Annotated in this window: 21 protein-coding genes, 1 tRNA gene and 1 pseudogene; 15 read left to right on the top strand and 8 right to left on the bottom strand. The window is 68.9% G+C overall.

The window, feature by feature from the left end; genetic code table 11:
* Nucleotides 1-560: 560 nt before the first annotated feature.
* The 3 genes from AYO52_RS09025 to AYO52_RS09015 all read left to right on the top strand — a co-directional run bounded on the left by AYO52_RS09025 (nt 561) and on the right by AYO52_RS09015 (nt 5,043).
* Nucleotides 561-764: a hypothetical protein gene (locus tag AYO52_RS09025; protein WP_067716139.1), complete on the top strand. Its 204-nt coding sequence runs from the start codon at nt 561-563 to the stop codon at nt 762-764.
* Nucleotides 765-995: 231 nt separating this feature from the next.
* Nucleotides 996-2,048, top strand: a complete 1,053-nt coding sequence (locus AYO52_RS09020; RefSeq protein ID WP_067716136.1) for a TerC family protein — start codon at nt 996-998, stop codon at nt 2,046-2,048.
* 184 nt (nt 2,049-2,232) lie between these two features.
* Nucleotides 2,233-5,043 (top strand): aconitate hydratase, encoded by a 2,811-nt coding sequence (locus AYO52_RS09015; protein WP_067716133.1) that lies wholly within the window; start codon nt 2,233-2,235, stop codon nt 5,041-5,043.
* A 217-nt stretch (nt 5,044-5,260) separates the two neighbouring features.
* Here the strand turns inward: AYO52_RS09015 and AYO52_RS18710 are convergent, their stop codons facing one another.
* Nucleotides 5,261-6,334 (bottom strand): uracil-DNA glycosylase, encoded by a 1,074-nt coding sequence (locus tag AYO52_RS18710; protein ID WP_216635319.1) that lies wholly within the window; start codon nt 6,332-6,334, stop codon nt 5,261-5,263.
* A gap of 131 nt (nt 6,335-6,465) precedes the next feature.
* Here AYO52_RS18710 and AYO52_RS09010 point away from each other — a divergent pair, with 131 nt between their 5' ends.
* A complete protein-coding gene (locus AYO52_RS09010) occupies nt 6,466-7,332 on the top strand; it encodes an enoyl-CoA hydratase-related protein (RefSeq protein WP_067716131.1) in 867 nt (288 codons plus the stop codon).
* 55 nt (nt 7,333-7,387) lie between these two features.
* Nucleotides 7,388-8,143 (top strand): SDR family NAD(P)-dependent oxidoreductase, encoded by a 756-nt coding sequence (locus AYO52_RS09005; RefSeq protein ID WP_067716128.1) that lies wholly within the window; start codon nt 7,388-7,390, stop codon nt 8,141-8,143.
* 46 nt (nt 8,144-8,189) lie between these two features.
* Here AYO52_RS09005 and AYO52_RS09000 read toward each other — a convergent pair whose 3' ends face one another.
* A complete protein-coding gene (locus tag AYO52_RS09000) occupies nt 8,190-8,711 on the bottom strand; it encodes a cupin domain-containing protein (RefSeq protein ID WP_156523576.1) in 522 nt (173 codons plus the stop codon).
* 301 nt (nt 8,712-9,012) lie between these two features.
* On the opposite strand from AYO52_RS09000, the gene AYO52_RS08995 reads away from it, so the two are divergent.
* A complete protein-coding gene (locus AYO52_RS08995; protein WP_067716158.1) occupies nt 9,013-9,483 on the top strand; it encodes a hypothetical protein in 471 nt (156 codons plus the stop codon).
* Nucleotides 9,484-9,532: 49 nt separating this feature from the next.
* On the opposite strand, the gene AYO52_RS08990 is transcribed toward AYO52_RS08995, so the two are convergent.
* From AYO52_RS08990 to AYO52_RS08975, 4 genes are all read right to left on the bottom strand, one after another.
* Nucleotides 9,533-9,958 (bottom strand): organic hydroperoxide resistance protein, encoded by a 426-nt coding sequence (locus AYO52_RS08990; protein ID WP_067716123.1) that lies wholly within the window; start codon nt 9,956-9,958, stop codon nt 9,533-9,535.
* Nucleotides 9,959-10,122: 164 nt separating this feature from the next.
* Nucleotides 10,123-10,728 carry a hypothetical protein gene (locus AYO52_RS08985; RefSeq protein ID WP_067716121.1) on the bottom strand — a complete coding sequence of 202 codons (606 nt, stop codon included), beginning with the start codon at nt 10,726-10,728 and terminating at the stop codon, nt 10,123-10,125.
* Between the two features lie 142 nt (nt 10,729-10,870).
* Complete coding sequence (locus AYO52_RS08980) at nt 10,871-12,010, bottom strand: RNA polymerase sigma factor (protein WP_067716118.1); 1,140 nt, start codon at nt 12,008-12,010, stop codon at nt 10,871-10,873.
* Between the two features lie 13 nt (nt 12,011-12,023).
* On the bottom strand, nt 12,024-12,314 hold the full coding sequence (locus AYO52_RS08975) for a DUF3072 domain-containing protein (protein WP_067716115.1): 291 nt from the start codon (nt 12,312-12,314) through the stop codon (nt 12,024-12,026).
* 155 nt (nt 12,315-12,469) lie between these two features.
* On the opposite strand from AYO52_RS08975, the gene AYO52_RS08970 reads away from it, so the two are divergent.
* Together AYO52_RS08970 and AYO52_RS08965 are read left to right on the top strand one after the other, a co-directional pair.
* Entirely contained in the window at nt 12,470-12,862 is a 393-nt protein-coding gene (locus AYO52_RS08970) for a hypothetical protein (RefSeq protein ID WP_067716113.1), read from the top strand.
* Nucleotides 12,859-13,401, top strand: a complete 543-nt coding sequence (locus AYO52_RS08965) for an RES domain-containing protein (RefSeq protein WP_067716111.1) — start codon at nt 12,859-12,861, stop codon at nt 13,399-13,401. Before AYO52_RS08970 ends, AYO52_RS08965 begins: the two co-directional genes overlap by 4 nt.
* A gap of 16 nt (nt 13,402-13,417) precedes the next feature.
* Here the strand turns inward: AYO52_RS08965 and AYO52_RS08960 are convergent, their stop codons facing one another.
* Complete coding sequence (locus tag AYO52_RS08960; protein WP_067716108.1) at nt 13,418-13,828, bottom strand: YciI family protein; 411 nt, start codon at nt 13,826-13,828, stop codon at nt 13,418-13,420.
* A gap of 194 nt (nt 13,829-14,022) precedes the next feature.
* Between AYO52_RS08960 and AYO52_RS08955 the strand changes: the two genes are divergently transcribed.
* Nucleotides 14,023-14,811, top strand: coding sequence for an SDR family NAD(P)-dependent oxidoreductase (locus AYO52_RS08955; RefSeq protein ID WP_067716105.1), 789 nt, complete (start codon nt 14,023-14,025; stop codon nt 14,809-14,811).
* Nucleotides 14,812-14,833: 22 nt separating this feature from the next.
* Here AYO52_RS08955 and AYO52_RS08950 read toward each other — a convergent pair whose 3' ends face one another.
* Nucleotides 14,834-15,289, bottom strand: a complete 456-nt coding sequence (locus tag AYO52_RS08950) for an ArsI/CadI family heavy metal resistance metalloenzyme (RefSeq protein WP_067716155.1) — start codon at nt 15,287-15,289, stop codon at nt 14,834-14,836.
* A gap of 97 nt (nt 15,290-15,386) precedes the next feature.
* On the opposite strand from AYO52_RS08950, the gene AYO52_RS08945 reads away from it, so the two are divergent.
* The 6 genes and pseudogenes from AYO52_RS08945 to AYO52_RS08925 all read left to right on the top strand — a co-directional run bounded on the left by AYO52_RS08945 (nt 15,387) and on the right by AYO52_RS08925 (nt 18,074).
* Nucleotides 15,387-15,746, top strand: coding sequence for an Rv2640c family ArsR-like transcriptional regulator (locus tag AYO52_RS08945; RefSeq protein ID WP_067716102.1), 360 nt, complete (start codon nt 15,387-15,389; stop codon nt 15,744-15,746).
* Nucleotides 15,747-15,822: 76 nt separating this feature from the next.
* Complete coding sequence (locus tag AYO52_RS08940; protein ID WP_216635318.1) at nt 15,823-16,797, top strand: sigma-70 family RNA polymerase sigma factor; 975 nt, start codon at nt 15,823-15,825, stop codon at nt 16,795-16,797.
* 174 nt (nt 16,798-16,971) lie between these two features.
* Entirely contained in the window at nt 16,972-17,541 is a 570-nt protein-coding gene (locus tag AYO52_RS08935; protein ID WP_067716097.1) for a dihydrofolate reductase family protein, read from the top strand.
* 35 nt (nt 17,542-17,576) lie between these two features.
* Nucleotides 17,577-17,651 (top strand): annotated as a pseudogene (locus AYO52_RS18860) (DUF4287 domain-containing protein); the annotation flags it as partial.
* Nucleotides 17,652-17,739: 88 nt separating this feature from the next.
* Nucleotides 17,740-17,868: a hypothetical protein gene (locus AYO52_RS19140; RefSeq protein WP_256388222.1), complete on the top strand. Its 129-nt coding sequence runs from the start codon at nt 17,740-17,742 to the stop codon at nt 17,866-17,868.
* Nucleotides 17,869-18,001: 133 nt separating this feature from the next.
* Nucleotides 18,002-18,074, top strand: a tRNA-Gly gene (locus tag AYO52_RS08925).
* Nucleotides 18,075-18,115: the final 41 nt, after the last annotated feature.

Raw genomic sequence — 18,115 nt, 5'->3', positions numbered from 1 at the left:
CCGCCGCCCGCACCGGACTCCTCCCGGCGCTGGCATTCGACAAACAGCTCGTAACAGGCCACGAACCGGCGCGCCGCCGCACGATTCTCGCCCATCCACCCCTCCCGCGCCGCCGCCCGCAACCCCGACAGCGAAGAGGGCGCCGCGGAACCGGAGCCGCCACCAGACGGGGACGGACCACCAGACGGGGACGGGCCACCGGTCGCGGCGTCTGCGTTCCCGCCCATGTGCCCCACCCCCTGCCCGTGCGCCGCCTACCGGTATCGAATCTGTGTTCTACAGTACGCACACACGTTCGAGTACGCAAGGGTTGAATCAGGACATTTCGCCACCCGAGGCCCAGCCCTCTTGACTGGCGCAGAAGCCCTCAACCAGCAAGGTGGACTCGTCGCAACAGGCCCCCTCCACGCCGCAAGATCCCCCCGAAGCATCGACCACAACAGGCTTTCGACCCGGGACGATGCCAGCGAGACGATCTTTCGTTGCCGCCGCCCCTGGCGCCGCTCGCGGGAGGCTGCTAGAGGTGGAGGCACACGCCCCTGCGCCAGGAGGAGGACGAGATGATCGCCGAGGACCGTATCGACCCGGACGAGTACACCCCGGGCCCGGATTCAGTCACCGCACCCGAGGAGTACGAGCCCGAGGTGACCGTCGAGGACCCCTTCCGTGAGGCAAATCCGGCCGACGTTGCCGAGCAGGCCATCGAGCTCCCCGCCGACGACGGCGACGGCGAAGCGGTGGGTGACGACGACGAGGTCGCCTGACCCCGCGCTCCGCGCCTGAGCCGGGCGCGGAGCGTGCCGAACCGGCAAGAGGTGCAGCCAAGGTGACGAACCCGACGTTGCGCCGCCCTGCCGGTGTCGCTAACCTGATTCCACCAGAAGGGGAGTATCCCTCACACGCGTCGTCGTCATTCCGGCCCTCGGGCCCGGCGGCGCGGGCCGACCAGGCCGGGAGAGACCTTCGATCACCCACTGATCGAAAGGTCCCCGATAATGCACACCCCTCTCTGGCTCTGGCTCGCGGTCATCGCCTTCATCGTCGTGATGCTGGCCATCGACCTCGTCGCCCACCGCAAAGCACATGTCATCGGCGTCAGGGAAGCCGCGGTGTGGTCTGCCGTCTGGATCGCCCTCGGCGTCGGCTTCGGCGCGATCGTCTGGGCGGTCTGGGGCGCGGACTTAGGCCAGCAGTACTTCGCCGGGTATCTCATAGAGAAGTCCCTGGCAGTGGACAATGTCTTCGTCTGGGCGATCATCTTCGCCCACTTCGCGGTGCCCGCCCAGTTCCAGCACCGGGTCCTGTTCCTCGGCGTCCTGGGCGCGCTGGTATTCCGCGGCATCTTCATCGCCGGCGGCGCGCTGCTCATCCAGAACTTCTCCTGGATCCCGTACATCTTCGCCGCATTCCTGCTGTACACGGGCTTTCGCATGATCCGCCAGCGCGACGAGCACCTCAACCCGGACCAGTCCCGCATTCTCGCGGCCTTCCGCCGGCTGGTGCCCATGACGGACACGTTCCACGGTCAGCGGCTGCTGGTCCGTAAGGGCGGGCTGATCATGGCCACTCCCCTGTTGGCTGTGCTGGTGCTGGTCGAGACGACCGATGTGGTCTTCGCCGTCGACTCCATTCCCGCCATCTTCGCGGTCACCGACGAGGTGTTCCTGGTCTTCACGGCCAATGCGTTCGCGATCCTGGGCCTGCGCGCGATGTACTTCCTGCTGGCGGATCTGGTCCACCGGTTCGTCTACCTCAAGATCGGGCTGGCACTGGTGCTGATGTGGGTCGGCGCGAAGATGCTGCTCAAGATCGACGTCTTCTACATTCCGACCCCCATCTCGCTGGCCGTGATCGCGACCATCCTCACCGTGTCGGTCGTGGCGAGCCTGCGGGCCACGCGTGGTCACGAGCGCCAGAGCCCGCCGACACCGGCCGAGCCTCCGTTCCGCATCGCCACCGCCGAGGAGGACGCGCAGCTCGAACCGCTGTTCCGTCGCGGGCGGACGCGCGGCGTGTCAGAGGACTCCCCCGCCGCGACACCACGCTGACCGTTGCCGAAGAGCGTCCCGCGCACACCCCGCGACAAGCGGGTGCGCGGGACCCTCTCGAGCCCCAGCCCGGGTACGCGTGACGCCTTATAACTTCCGGTTTTCGGGAGTAGGGTCGGCAACAACGCCGGTGATCCTCGTCACTAGCACGGGCCGCACCGGCACCTCTACGAAAGGGCCGGTCATGAGTGTCAACAGTTTCGGTTCGAGGGATTCGCTGGCAGTCGGGGGCGTGGACTACGAGGTCTACCGACTCGATCAGGTCTCCACCGCGGTCCCGCTCCCCTACAGCCTCAAGGTCCTGCTGGAGAATCTTCTGCGCAACGAGGACGGCCGAGTGGTGACGGCCGAGCAGGTCGAGGCACTGCGGGAGTGGACTCCCCAGTCCCGGCCGGAGCGGGAGATCCAGTACACGCCCGCCCGGGTGCTGATGCAGGACTTCACCGGGGTGCCGTGCGTGGTGGATCTGGTCGCGATGCGCGATGCCATCACCGACCTCGGCGGCGACCCCAAGAAGATCAATCCGCTCATCCCCGGCGAGCTCGTGATCGACCACTCGATCATCGCGGACGTATTCGGCCGCCCGGATGCGTTCGAGGTCAATGCCGAGCTGGAGTTCGGCCGCAACCAGGAGCGCTACCAGCTGCTCCGGTGGGCGCAGGAGTCGTTCGCCGACTTCGTGGTGGTCCCGCCGAACACCGGCATCTGCCACCAGGTCAACCTCGAATACCTGTCCCGGGTCGTCTTCACGCGCGAGGGGACCGACGGTATGACCCAGGCCTACCCGGACACGCTCGTCGGTACCGACTCCCACACGCCGATGGTCAACGGTCTCGGCGTGCTGGGCTGGGGCGTCGGCGGCATCGAGGCGGAGGCCGCGTTGCTCGGCCAGCCGATGAGCATGCTGATCCCGCAGGTCATCGGGCTCAAGCTGACCGGCGAGTTGCGGGAGGGCACCACGGCCACCGATCTCGTCCTCACCGTCGCGGAGCTGCTGCGCCAGACCGGCGTGGTGGGCAAGTTCGTGGAGTTCTTCGGCCCGGGCGTCGCGGCGGTCCCGCTGGCCAACCGGGCGACACTGGGCAACATGAGCCCCGAGTTCGGCTCGACGTGCGCCATCTTCCCGGTAGACGACGAGACGCTGGACTACCTGCGGCTGACGGGTCGGTCGGAACAGCAGATCGAGCTGGTCGAGGTCTACGCCAAGGAGCAGGGCCTGTGGCACGACCCGGACAACCCGGCCGAGTACAGCGAGGTCATCGAGCTGGACCTGGGGACGGTGGTCCCGTCGATCGCCGGGCCCAAGCGGCCGCAGGACCGCATCGCGCTGGGCGATGCGCCGGCCGTGGTGCTCGGCAATCTCGATGAGGAGAAGAACCGGTCGGAGAAGGACGACGGGAGTCTGGATGACGCCTCGGCGGACTCCTTCCCCGCCAGCGACCCGGTCTCCCCCGGTTCCACTACGGCGAAGAACGAGCCTCCCCGCCACTACTCCGAGGAGCAGCTGACCGCCAACGCCGAGCTCGGGTGGCCGAGCGATCCGGCGGAGATCATGATCGACGGCGACGAGGCGCCGGTGATCTTCGACCACGCGGACGTGGTCATCGCGGCGATCACCTCGTGCACCAACACGTCCAACCCCTCGGTGATGATCGGAGCGGCGCTGCTGGCCAAGAAGGCCGTGGAGCGTGGTCTGAAGCCCAAGCCGTGGGTCAAGACGACGTTGGCCCCCGGGTCTCGGGTCGTCACCGACTACTACGACCGGTCCGGCCTCACCCCTTACCTGGAGGAGCTCGGGTTCGATCTGGTCGGCTACGGCTGCACGACGTGTATCGGCAACTCCGGGCCGCTGACCCCGGCGGTGAGCAAGGCGGTCAATGACAAGGACCTCAACGTCGCCGCGGTCCTGTCGGGCAACCGCAACTTCGAGGGCCGCATCCACCCCGAGGTCAAGATGAACTTCCTGGCGTCCCCGCCGCTGGTCATCGCCTATGCGCTGGCCGGGACGATGCGCAAGAACCTTCTTGAGGACCCGCTCGGAACGGGCTCGGACGGCGAGCCGGTCTACCTCCGTGATGTGTGGCCCAGCTCGGCGGAGATCAAGGAGGTCGTGGACGCCAATCTCGAGGCAGACATGTTCACCAAGGGCTACGCCGACGTCTTCGACGGGGATGACAACTGGCGCGGCATGGACGTGCCGGGGGGTGACAAGTTCGACTGGATCGAGGACTCCACCTACATCCGCCGGCCGCCGTACTTCGACGGAATGGCGGTCGAGCCCGAGCCGATGCGGGACATCACCGACGCCCGCGTCCTGGCGCTGCTGGGCGATTCTGTGACCACGGACCACATCTCACCGGCCGGGGCGATCAAGCCCAGTTCGCCCGCGGGCGAGTACCTGCAGCAGCAGGGGGTCGAGCCGGCGGACTTCAATTCGTACGGGTCGAGGCGCGGCAATCACGAGGTGATGATCCGTGGCACGTTCGCCAACGTCCGGCTGCGGAATCTGTTGGCGCCCGGCACCGAGGGCGGGGTCACCACCCATTTCCCCAGCGGTGAGCAGACCAGCATCTATGACGCCTCGAACCGCTACGCCGAGGAGGGCGTGCCGTTGGTGGTGATCGCCGGGGCCGAGTACGGGTCCGGGTCGTCGCGGGACTGGGCGGCCAAGGGTACGTCCCTGCTGGGGGTACGGGCGGTGATCGCGCAGTCGTACGAGCGGATCCACCGCTCGAACCTCATCGGGATGGGCGTCCTGCCCCTGCAGTTCCCCGAGGGCGAGTCCGCCGAGAGTCTCGGCCTCAAGGGCGACGAGTTGTTCTCCATCACCGGGCTCGAGGGCCGGGACAGCGTTCCGGAGGAGGTGACGGTCCGGGCCGGCGAGGGCGACTCGGCGGTCGAGTTCACGGCGAAGGTCCGCATCGACACCCCGGCGGAGGAGGCGTACTACGAGCACGGCGGCATCCTGCCGTACATGCTCCGGCAGATGCTCTGATCCCACGCCCCACCCCACGCCCCGCGACCCAGCCCACCGTCGCGAAGAGCGTTACGCGCACGTTCTGCGAGAGGCAGGTGCGCGGAACGCTCTTCGCGTTGGGGCCGCCCCGGCACCGGAAGTCTCGACGACAACGACAACGACAACGACGACGACGAGATGGGCGCCCGCTGACGCCCCGCAGTTGCGGAGAGAGCCGAACGTGACGAGTATTCGGTCAGGCGTCGAGGTCCCGCGTGCGCATGCTGAGCTGGTGACCCGGCGGCACCGGACCGAGGTTTCCTCGCGAACCGCCTTGACGCGCCCCGTCGTATTTGACCGCCTGGTAGTCGGCGAGGTCCACTGTCCGTCCGTCTTTCCGTCGGGACACAATGGTCCAATCCGACCCGGCTCGTCGCGCTATGACTCCCCATTTGCCGTTCGGAATGTCGGCCTGGTCAATTGTGCGCTCGATCTTCTTGAAGTCCGCCGAGACGCCCCGCGGGGCGGAACCCGGTGCACAGTAGTGCTCGAATGTGGGCCACCAGGCCCACGTTCCGGACACAGGCGCTAACGCTCCGGCCCTTGGCGCCGGTGTCTGGGACGAGGGGGCAGACGCCTTGGTGATGATCTTTTTTCGCCCCTCGAGCACGTCCTTCGTCTCGAGCAGCGCTCGCCGGAGTCGCGTCCTGCCGTCGCGGTTGTTGAGCCCGCGTTGCGATGGATGCGGAACGTCCTCGGGAACGTGAACGTTCGGAAGCTCGAGACCCGCCCGCTGCCACCCATCCCGCGCGTGGTCACCCATGAGAAGAACGACCTCGAGATTGGGCAGCAGTGCGACAATCTCCCTGAGCCACCCCGCGCCCCGTTCGCGTTCAGCCGGCGACGACGCACCGTTCTTCTCGCCTGCGATCGGAGCCGGCGCGGCATTCCAATGGACGAACAACTCTGGACCCAGCTCGACGTCGTTGTAGAAGGTTGCACAATTCTTCGCGGAGCGATCATCGTTCTCCAGACTGAGCAGGCCAGAACCAGTTCCCGCTTCCGCTTTGGTCGACGGATTGTCGAGTAGTACCAACACCCGGGCGTCAACGCCCCCGAGCTGCGGATCGACGTACGGCACCAGTCCATGCTGGAGCCCTTCTGCATCCGCTACCGAATCCGCCACTGCGTTCAGAGCCGCGACGTGCGGAGCACGCAGATGGCGCTTCTTCTTCGCCAGCGCCTCCGCTGCCGCGTTGCGCCCGGGCACGAAGGGCCCAGTCCGCATATCCGCGATGGTGGCGACCAGGTGATTCTGTCCTTGATTCATGCGGCCACCTTCGCACACGTCTACGACAGCAACATTGTGAACGGTGAGGCAGTCAGTGTCCCTCGGTTCTTGGTATGCGAAGCACGCGATCCGGCCGGTGCCGCTGCTCGGCGCAGGTAACGTCCGACATCATGCAGCCCTCGCCGGATCAGGCTTCCGAGACCCCGCCCGACCAGCCCGAGGTCATCCTCGATCGCCACGGCGAGATCGCCGTGATCCGGCTCAATCGTCCGGCCAGGCTCAACGCGGCGACCTACGAGAACCTGACGGACATCATCACCGCCCTGGACAACTGCGATGCGGACGACGATGTGCGTGCCGTGGTCCTCACCGGCACGGGCCGGGCGTTCTGCGCGGGGGCCGACATCTCGGGCGGGGGCGACACGTTCGCCGCTGACCCCGATGCCGACACCGGCGACGCCCCGCCGGACACCGGCGGTCAGGTCGCGCTGCGCATCTTCCGCATGACCAAGCCGGTCATCTCGGCGATCAACGGGTCGGCCGCGGGCGTCGGGGTGACCATGACCCTGCCGACGGACGTGCGCATCGCCGCGGACACCGCCAAGTTCGGGTTCGTGTTCACGCGCCGGGGCCTGGTCCCGGAGGCGTGCTCGACGTGGTTCCTGCCCCGCATCGTGGGCATCTCGACCGCGATCGAATGGGCTGTGGGCGGCAAGACGATCCTCGCCGCCGAAGCTCTGGAGAGAGGACTGGTGAGCGAGGTGCTCCCGGCGGACGAGGTCCTCCCGCGCGCCATCGAGGTCGCACGCGAGATGACGCGCGGCACGTCGCCCGTGTCGGCCGCGCTGACCCGCCAGCTGATGTGGCGCATGCTCGGCGCGCCCGATCCCGAGGTGGCCCACCGCGCCGAGTCGATCGGCATCTACACCCGTGGGAAGTCGGCGGACGTGCGGGCTGGCGTCACCGCGTTCCTCGCCAAGAAGGAGCCGGAGTTCCCGGACCGCGTGTCCGACGGCCTGCCCGACCTCTTCTCCTGACCCGGCTTCTCCTGAACCCGGCCGCTCTCGGGCCCACGACCGATAGGACCCCACCATGACTGCTGATGACCTCACGGGACGCGTCGCGATCGTCACCGGATCGACGGCCGGACTGGGCGCCAGGTTCGCCCACGTGCTCGCAGGCGCGGGCGCGACTGTCGTCGTCACCGGGCGGCGCACCGAGCGGATCCGGGAGGTCGTCGAATCCATCGGCCGGAGCGGCGGCAAGGCACACGGCGTCCGGCTCGACGTCACCGATCCCGCCTCGATCGAGGATTGCCTCACCGGAGTCACCGAGCAGATCGGCCTCCCCCAGATCCTCGTCAACAACGCCGGCATCCCGGACGCGCAGCGTGCACACAAGATGTCGTTGGAGCTGGTGGACGCGGTGCTGGACACCAATGTCCGCGGCCCGTGGCTCATGGCGACCGGCGTGGCCCGCCGCCTCATCGAGGCAGGGATGCCGGGCCGGATCGTCAACATCACGTCGATGAGCGCCTACCAGTACGACGGCAACGGAGCAGCCCTCTACTCGACCACCAAGGCCGCGGTCAGTCGGATGACGGAGGCCCTGGCCGTGGAGTGGTCGCGCAGGTTCATCAACGTCAATGCGATCGCCCCGGGGGTCTTCGCCTCGGAGATGACCGACGGCATGCTCGCCCGCGTGGGCGACATCGCGCCCGGACTCCCGCGTCGGCGCCTCGGGCAGCCCGAGCAGATCGATTCGACGCTGCTCTACCTGGTGTCCGACGCGTCCGAGGCGGTCACCGGCACCGTCATCAAGATCGACGACGGGCAGCTCCCCCGCTGACCTCTCAGCTGACCCCCGCTGTCCCCTCAGCAGACGGGCTGGCCCCTCACGCCGTGCACTTGCTCAGGTCGTTCTCGAGGAGCTCCTTGCCCGCCGGGGTCACGTAGGTCGCCATCAGAACCATGTCCTCCGTACCGTGATTCCGGCTCTCGTAGATCGAGCCCGCTTCCTCGATGTTCGAGTCCCCGACGCGGTAGATGCGGGGGCCGTCGGGGTGGCGATCGGAGTAGTGCGTGAGTTCGCCCTGCTTGACGACGGCGATCAGAGATCCGTAGTGACAGTGTTCGCCGGTGCTCGCCCCCGGCTCGATCGTGATCTCGCGGAAGGTCACCGATACGCCGTCGTCGCCGCCGTCCACCTGGAGGTCGACGGGGCGGGACTGTCGGCCCTGCACGATGTCGACGGCCAGGAAGGGCTGCGACCCCGCGATCGTCGAGGCGGGCGGGAGCGGCTCGGCCGGGTTCACGGTCCTCACCTCGGGCGTCTCCGCCGTCGGGTCGTCGGGACTGCACGCGACCGTGGCGAGGACGCAGACCCCGGCGAGTAGTGCGAAGACGGATCTGGTCACTCTGTGGCGCATGGCGTGTTCGTCCCTGAGTCGGCTCGGACCGTATGGGGATATCGGTCGGCTCTGTGCACGTTATCAGCGAACGAGGGCGAATTCCGGCCTACGCCGTCCCGTGCGGCTGTGCTGGGGCATCGCGTCCTGCGCCGCTGACGACAACGGGGACGACGACGGGGACGACGAAATGGACGACGACGACGAGGACAGCCCCTCATCGAAGCGCCGCCGGCTCGTGGAAGGCGGAACCGGTCGCGCGACCCCGCTGCTAGCGTGGGATCTCACTCTCACCGACCCAGGAGTTGCCGTGCCCCTGCCCCATTTCGCGTGTCGGCGTCTCGGCCTCGCGGTGGCCCTGGTCGGCGCGGTGAGCGCGCTCGGCCCCGCCACCGCTGCCGCCGATCCGGACGCCGCGGGACCTCCCGGCGCGGCGCCTCCGATACCCCGCGGGATGCCGCAGGTCGTCAGCGACGTGCTCGGGCCGGAGGACCCGGCGTTCTGGAATCCGGCGATCCCGGGGACGAGGGTCCTCACTCCGCTCGAGCCGCGCGCCGAGGTGATCTGTGCGACGGGTTTCGTGCCTGTCATCTCGTGCTCGACGGTCAACAGGTGGGACTTCGACTCGAGGCAGCGTTCGCTTGAGTTCGTGGACGTGCCCGTGATCGGTGGGCCGCCTCTACGGGTGTGGTTCGACGTACCCCGCCTGGGCGACGGGTCCACGCGCGAGCCGGTGCACCGCGCCGTGACCTGGTGGCTGACGGATCGCACGCTCTCGTAGCCCGTTCACCTAATCCACGCCCCGAGCAGCGCACTGTCGGCGCCGGGCCTCAGTCCTCGCCGACCGAGACGGTGACCTCGATGTTGCCCCGCGTGGCCCGGGAGTACGGGCACAGCTCGTGGGCCAGCTTCGCGAGCTCGTCGGCCTTCTCGGCCTCGACGCCGGGGATGATGACCTCGAGGTCCACGGCGATGTCGATGCTCTCCTCGCCCGAACGCACCAGTGACACCCGCGCGCCCACGGACGAGCCGTCGATCGTGACCTTCTCCGCCCGCGCCGCGCTCTGCAGGGCGGAGTGGAAGCAGGCGGCGAACCCGGCGGCGAACAGCTGCTCGGGGTTGTTTCCCTCGCCCGAGCCGCCGAGTTCCTTCGGCGGGGCCATCTCCAGGTCCACGGCCTTGTCGGCGGTGGCGACGTGCCCGTCCCGGCCTCCGCCGGTGGAGAGTGCTTCGACGGTGTAGAGCGCATCGGACATTCAGGGATCTCCTCGGTAGGGGGCGTGCAGGTGTCGCCCAACGTACGCGGCGGCCGCGAGCGCTGCCGCCTGACCGCCGGGGGTTAGGCGAGTGGCCAGGCCGGCGATCAGGAGGGATTCGGAGCCACCTCCGCCGCGGACGTGTGCCCGCGCGGCCTCACCGATCAGAGCTCAGCCGCGGCCGCGTACATGGCCGCGAGTTCCCGCAGGGTGGCGTGGTCCTGTCCGAGCAACCCCATGGGTGAGCGGCGGTCCGGCAGCGAGTCGGCCGGCGCTGTCCACCACGCGGTGGCGGCCTCGGGGTAGTGGCCGGCGTCGAGCATCCGGTTGATCATGGCGACGATGTTGTCCGGGTCGCGCGGGTCGAAGTGGTCGAGCTGGAACCGCGGGTAGACCCAGCGTCGGTCGCCGCGGAGCACGATGAGCCGGCCGTCCCTCGCGAAGGTCCGCAGCGCATCTGCGGGTGTGGAGCCGGGGACCACGCCCCGCTCGATGAGGATCTCGCATGCCTCGGTGGAGCAGGCGTGGGGTACCTGCAGCACGGCGCTGTGCACTGCGGAGGCGATCATCGCCCGACGGGCGGCAGCGGCGGGGTCGGCGGGCGGCCAGAACGGATCCCCTATCGGGAAGCGCGCTGCCCGGAGGGCTCCGTCGACCTGGTCGGCCACCCTGGCGAACGTCCTGCGCCGCCTCAATTCCCGCAGCATGACCTCGGTGAGGTGTCGGTCGTCGAGATCCCGCAGGGCACGCTCCGCGGTGTCCTCGGACACGGATCTCCGTGACGCCGTCCGGTTCTGAAGAGTCATCGCGGGCACCTCGCCTTCTCCAGCGAATTCTAGGCCGCGCGGTCGCCCGCAGCGAGGGGCTGGGCCGACTCGAAACATGCTGGAAACGTGGCCGCCGGTACGGGTCTCAGGACTCCGCCCGCCGCAGCTCGGCTGCCTTGCGGGCCAGGTACCGGCGCTCGGCCACCGACGTCGCCTCGGTGGCGGCGCGGCCGTAGAGCCCGGCGGCCCCGCCGGTGTCCCCCGCCAGTTCGTGGAGGTACGCCTGCGCGGCGGTGCGCCGGGGCAGCGACTCCGGCAGGTCGACCAGCGCCGCCAGGCCGGCGTGCGGGCCGACGGCGTGGCCCACCGCGACGGCCCGCCCGAGCCGCGCCGCGGGGTTGTCGCGCAGAGCGGCGATCGCGGCCTGCGCCTGGTACTCCCCCAGCTGGTCGCGTGCGAGCGCTGCCTGCAGGATCGCGACACCTTCCGCGATCGCTCGCGCGTCCCATCGGGTGCGGTCCTGCTCGGCGAGGGGGATGAGCTCGTCGTCGTCGTCGCCGCCGTCGTTGCTGTCACGGCCGGCCCCGCCGCTCCTGAACCGCGCGGCGCGGCGCGCGTGGTGCAGCAGCATCAACGCGAGCAGGCCCCGCACCTCGGGGTGGTCGATCGACGCCGACAGCTGCCGGGTCAGGCGCAGGGCCTCCTCGGCGAGGTCGACCTCGCCGGTGTAGCCCTCGTTGAACACCAGGTACAGCACCCGCAGGACAGTGGCCACCTCGCCGGGCCGGTCGAGGCGCTCGCCGGCGAGGGTGCGCTTGGCGCGGCTGATCCGCTGCGCCATGGTCGCCTCCGGCACGAGGAACGCCCGCGCGATCTGGCGGGTGGTCAGCCCACCCACCGCGCGGAGGGTCAGCGCGATCGCCGACGGCATCGGCAGCGACGGGTGGGCGCACAGGAAGTAGAGCCAGAGGGTGTCGTCGGTGGGGTCCGGAGGCACGAGCAACGACGACGACAGCGACAACGACGAGCCCGGCCCCTGCTCCTCCGCCGCCCGCTGCTCCCGACGCCGACGGGCGCCCTCGGAGCGGACGATGTCGAGGAACCTGCGCCAGGCCACGGCGGTCAGCCAGGCGCGGGGGTCACGCGGTGGGTCGTCAGGCCAGACGCGCAGTGCCTGGATGAGCGCCTCCTGGACGGCGTCCTCGGCGGTGGCGAAGTCGGCGCCGCGGCGGATGAGGGTGCCGATGACCTGCGGCGTCAGCGTCCGGAGGTCGGGGGCGGTCATGGCACCGGTGCGTCTAGGCGTGGCCGGTGCGCGGGCTGTTCTTCTGCAGGCGGTCGATGTGCTCGGAGGCCTCGGCCTTGGTCAGCGTCGCCGGGAGTTCCTCGCCGGCCTCGCGGGCGAGGGTATCGAGGTAGCTCTTCTGCGCCTCCGTCATGGGCTCGTCGCCGGTGACCCAGTCGTCGGGGTCACGCTGCACCGAGCTGCCGTCGGCGGCCCGGCCCTCGGGGACGGGCGAACCGAGGGTCTCCTCTGCGCGGTTCTGGTTCTCGTCGGGCATCGGGGTGGTCGCGTCCGGGTTGGTCATGCCCGCACGGTACGCCCGCGCTCCCGGTCGAACCACCGGCCAGTGCGGGGTGCCCGACGCCAGAATGGGGATGGTCACTGGGACCTGCTGGGGATACGATGTGGGAAACAAGGTGGGATTCAGCAGTGACAGCCCACACGTCAGGGAGCATCACGATGGCGATACTTCATCGGCGGCCGGATCTCGCCGCGTTCGAAGAGGCGAACCGGATGACGAACGCCGAGCTCGTCGGTGCACTCCGGCCACTCCTGGGTGATCGGTTGGTCGCCTACTTGGGGCAGGTCAAAGAAACCCGTGCGGTACGGGGATGGGCCGACGGCACCCGACAGATCGCCGGGCCGGAAACCGTGGAACGGCTTCGAATCGCCTACCGGATCGCTCGAATGATCTGCGAGCGCGATTCCCCGGCGGTCGCCCAGGCGTGGATGCAAGGACTCAATCCGCTTCTCGATGACAGGGCCCCGGCTCTGCTGCTCCGCGATGGTGACGTCGGAGAAACCGGCCCGATGGTGCTCGCCGCCGCGCGTCAATTCGTATCGGTCGGATGAGCCGCGAGACGGTAGTCCGTACCGACGCCGGCGACATAGTCGTCCGGAGACACACCGCCATAACAGTTCACCGCGTGGGATTCGCTCCCACACCGTGGCAGTGGACCGATTGGGCTTACGCCGAGGACGGCCGATTCGATGGACGGTGGGACGACCCCGGAGGCTCCTGGCGGACCCTCTACGTGGGCGAGACCCGGCTCGCCTGCCTTCTGGAGCTCCTCGCGAGATTCAGGCCCAGCTCGCGGGTGTCCGACGACCTCGATGCTGCGGCGATCAGGGACGCGAGACCCCGCACCCTCACACGGGGAATCGCCTCCTGGCTCCACGGGGTCACGGACGTAGACGACGTCCCACTCGACGGAATCGAATTCGCCTCCCGACACGGGGACGACCTCACCTTGTGGGCGATCTTCGAACGCTCCCGAGATGGGGACGTGTCGGCCATCCTGGCGCCGCGCTTCGACAACGCGGGTCTCGGAACGGGTGACGCAGACCTTAACCGCGCGATGGAATTGCTCGGCCTGCGCTGGGCCGACTGAGGCGGACCGGCCGCGGTCAGTCCTCGATCTCCGTGGGAGCGGTGAGCAGGGGCCGCAGTTCGAGCCACTCGCGGATCGGTTCGCCGCCCGGGCCCGGCGCCGCGGACAGCTCGGACGCGAGCGCCAGGGCCCGGTCGTAGTCGGCCACATCGATGATCATCCAGCCGGCGATCAGGTCCTTGGTCTCGGCGAAGGGGCCGTCGGTCAGCGGCGGGCGGCCCTCGCCGTCGTACCGCACCCACGTCCCCGACTCCGACAGTGCGTGGGAGTCCACGTACTCCCCGGAGTCCCGCAACCGGTCCGCGAAGTCCTCCATGTACTGGAAGTGGGCGGCGACGTCGTCGGGGTCCCATTCGCCCAGCGGCGGATAGGTGGGCTCCTCCGGAGCGGAGCCGCGGTAGTGCTTGAGCATTAAATACTTGGCCATGACAGAACCTCCTCGTGCTGTGCGACCCAGTGTGGTCGCTTCACCGGGGAGACGGAACAGGTCGCGGGTTCTCGACATCGGGGCCGCCGCCCACCGCCATGGCCCGAGCCGTCGCCGATCCGCCGCGCCGGGCGCAGAGTTTCTAGTAGAACTTGTTCCAGTAATCAATTTAAGAAACCGACTTAAGGATGGGCATGGGAACTCTGGACGGACGGGTGGCCGTGGTGACCGGTGCCGGGATGGGCATCGGCCGGGGGATCGCCGGGGCGCTGGCCCGCGAGGGCGCGTCGGTGGTGGTGGCCGAGATCAACGAGGCCGCCGGCACGGACACCGCGCAGTGGCTGCGGGACGAGTGGGGTGCGCAGGCCGAGTTCGTGCGCACCGATGTCACCGACAAGGAGCAGGTCCTGGCCATGGTGGACGCCGCCACCGACCGCTTCGGCCGCCTGGACATCCTGGTCAACAACGCCTGGCGGGGATCGGGGTTCGCCCGCCTGGAGAACATGACCGACGAGAAGCTGCGCGCGGGCTTCGACATGGCCGTGATGGCCGCGTTCTGGGCGATGCAGGCGGCCCTGCCGGAGCTGGAGAAGCGTGGCACCGGCCGGGTCATCAACCTGTGCTCGCTCAACGGCGTCAACGCACACATGTACTCGGTGCAGTACAACGCGGCCAAGGAGGCGTTGCGGACGCTCACCCGCACGGCCGCCCGGGAGTGGGCGCCGCGTCAGGTGTGCTGCAACGTCATCTGCCCCGGCGCGCAGAGCGAGGCCTATCGGCGGGTGGCGGAGGCCGATCCGGAGATGGCGGCGGGCATGGCGGCGGCCAACCCGATGGGCCGCGTCGGCGACCCGCTCGCCGACATCGGCCCGGTGGCGGCGTTCCTCGCGGGCGACGCCAGCCGCTACCTCACCGGCAACACCCTGTTCGTCGACGGTGGGGCGCACATCAACGGTGTGCAGTGGGCGCCGTCGGTGGACTGAGGAACGACGACGACGAGGGCCTTCAGCAGCAGGACGTGCCCGCGGTCGCGGCCTCCTCGGAACGGGTCGAATCGGCCGGGTCGTCGAGGTGCTGTGGGCTCGTGCCGAAGGTCTCGGAGTCGGCGAGGACGGTGTAGACCTCCCACTTCTCCCCCGCCGGTCCGGTGACCCACACCTTGTCCTGGGTGGCGAAGCAGCAGGTGGTGCCGATCTCCTCGTCGGTGAACAGACCCTCGTCGGTCAGACGGGCGATCTCGGCGTGCACCTTCTCCGACGACTCGACCTCCACGCCGAGGTGGTTGATGGAGCCACCCTTGCCGGGGTTCTCGAGCAGGACGAGCTTGAGCGGCGGCTCGGCGATCGCGAAGTTGGCGTAGCCGGGCTTGAGCTTGGCGGGCTGGACGCCGAAGAGCTTCGAGTAGAACGTCACCGCCTCGTCGAGGTCGTCGACGTTGAGGGCGAGTTGAACACGGGACATGGCGGCCTCCACCTGTGTGACATATATCGAATCGGTTTGCTCCACCAGAATGCTCCTGCTCTTCGATATATGTCAAGAGGGTCGCTACACTCTGTTCATGCCCAAAGCGCTCCCCGTGATCGACGTCAGCGGGCCGATCTGCTGCGACTCGGTGTCGGCCGCCCCCATGAACGATGCCGCCGCCCTCGAATTGGCTCTGCGCCTCAAGGCCCTCGCCGACCCGGTCCGCCTCAAGCTGGTGTCGATCCTGCTCACCGACAACGGCGACGGCGTGTGCACCTGCGATCTGGCGACGGGTGTCGATCTGGCCGAATCCACCGTCAGCTACCACCTCGGGCAGCTGCGCAAGACCGGCATGGTCGTCTCCGAACGTCGCGGCATGAACGTCTACTACCGGGCGCGCGCCGAGTCCCTCGACGCCCTGCGAGGGGTGCTCGACCCGAACTGCTGCCGCTGACCGCCCGGCAGGCTGACCAGTCAGTCGAGGCGTAAACCACCCCACGACCGCCGCGCCACGGCGGAGACTGAGTTCCGTGCACACGATCGAGGCAGAGGACTACCGGCGCGAGATCCTCGGCTACTGCTACCGCTACTTCGGCTGCTTCGCCGAGGCCGAGGACGCGACCCAGGAGACCATGCTCCGCGCGTGGAAAGCCCGGGACGGCGCCGGGTTCCAGGGCCGATCGTCCCTGCGTACGTGGCTGTACTCGATCGCCACCAACGTCTGCCTCGACATGACGCGGGCTCCACAGCGCAGGGCCCTGCCCACGGACCTCACCGAACCCGGCGCAGTGCCCGACGACCCCACGATGTTGGCGACCCTGCCCGAGGTCACCTGGATCGGCCCGGCGAGCGACGCACACCTCGGGATTGATCCTTCTGCCACCGCAGTCGTGCGCGAGTCCGTCCGGCTCGCCTTTGTCGCCGCCCTCCAGCACCTGCCGCCCCGGCAGCGGGTCGTGCTGCTTCTGCGCGACGTCCTCGACCACTCGGCCGCGGAATGCGCCGACCTGCTCGGCATGACCCTCCCGTCCGTCAACTCCGCACTCGCCCGTGCCCGGAAGACCCTGTCCCGGCACGAGATCGCGCTCCCCCACCCGACGGAGAACACCTCGTCGTCGTCGCCCCGCCCCGACCCGCACGTCGACGCGGGCCTGCTCGAGCAGTACGTCGCGGCGTTCGAGGCCTACGACGTCGACCGGCTGGTCACACTCCTGACCGACGACGCCGAGTTCTCCATGCCGCCGTTCGAACTCTGGCTGCGCGGCTCGGCCGAGATCGAACGGTGGTGGCGCGGTCCTGGCGAGGTCTGCCGCAACGCGCGCACCATCACCACCTCCGCCAACGGCCGACCAGCCGTCGCGGTCTATCACGCGGCCGTCGACCAGCGTTGGGAGCCGTTCGCGATCCACGTCCTCGACTCCGACGCCGGCCGCATCTCGGCCATCACCCACTTCATCGGCGCGCACCACTTCTCCGAGTTCGGCCTCCCCGCACGGTTGCCGTAGGCGTGGAAACCGGTGCCCCGACCCCGCCGGCCTGCAGACGACCGGCGCGGCAAGGAAATCCCCCCGGCACCGATCAGTTTCGCCGACCCGTCCCGTCTACCCCTGTGAAGGCAACTCCCCCGGGCCACGGGCACCCGCTCGACCGGCCACCGAAACCCCGCAGGAGGGATCATCATGAGCCGCAAGATCACCGCGCACATGTTCTCCACGCTCAACGGCGTGTCCGAGCACGCGGAGCGCTGGCAGTTCGACGCGTTCGGCCCCGACGAGATGCAGTCCATGCAGCAGATGACCGCCTCCACCACGGACCTGGTGCTGGGCCGCACGCTCTGGCAGGAATGGTCCGGGTTCTGGCCCACCTACGCCGACGACCCGTTCGCCCAGTGGGTCAACCCGGTCCGCAAGCACGTGCTCACCTCGACGCTGACCGGGGACCTGCCGTGGAACAGCACGATCGTCTCCGGCGACCCGGCGGAGTACCTCGAGCAGTTGCGCACACAGCCCGGCGGCGATATCGCCGTGGGCGGCGGGATCGAGACGACCCGACGACTGGTCCTGGCCGGGCTGGTCGACGAGCTCACCCTGACCATCCACCCGGTGATCACCGGTGACGGTCGCAGGCTCTTCGACGACTCCGTACCCACCACGCGGCTGCAGCTTCGAAGCTCCACCCAGACCCCGGCGGGCAACATCGTCGCCACCTACTCCGTCCGCCCGGAAACCCCGGACACCCCGGCCGCCTGACCGACCGGCCGCCACCCACCAGCAAGGAGAACCCGATGTCATTCCAGGCCTACCTCGACACGATCGAGACCAGGACCGGACTCACTCCCCGGCAACTGGTCGATGCCGCCACCGCGAAGGGCTTCGGCCCCGGGACCAAGGCCGGTCCGATCCTCGCGTGGCTCCAAGGAGGACTACGACCTGGGTCGGGGACACGGGATGGCCCTGGTCCATGTCATCACCACGGGTCCGAAGATCGATCCGAAGCACGTGGGGGAGGGCGGTGCGCACTCCGACGCCTCCGACACGCTGTGGCTCGACGGGGCGGCCACCAACCCCGACAGGTGACGGGCGACTGGCTTGTGCCAGGGCCGGCGGGCGACGCGAGCGCCCGAGGGGTACCTCCCCGACGAGCTCCCGGAGGGATGGTCTAGAGTTCTTTCTCGCAACGCGGTGAGCGAGAGCGAGCCTGCGAAGCGATGCGGATGTGGCGCAGCTGGTAGCGCATCACCTTGCCAAGGTGAGGGTCGCGAGTTCGAATCTCGTCATCCGCTCTCTCGGAAGTGACGACGACGAGGTCGTTCATTTCCCTCTG

Origin of the sequence: Dietzia sp. 111N12-1, from assembly GCF_001658045.1 — a bacterium.
GTDB lineage: Bacteria > Actinomycetota > Actinomycetes > Mycobacteriales > Mycobacteriaceae > Dietzia > Dietzia kunjamensis.
The sequence above is the reverse complement of the archived record's forward strand: the minus strand, read 5'-3'. Positions and strand labels throughout refer to the sequence as shown.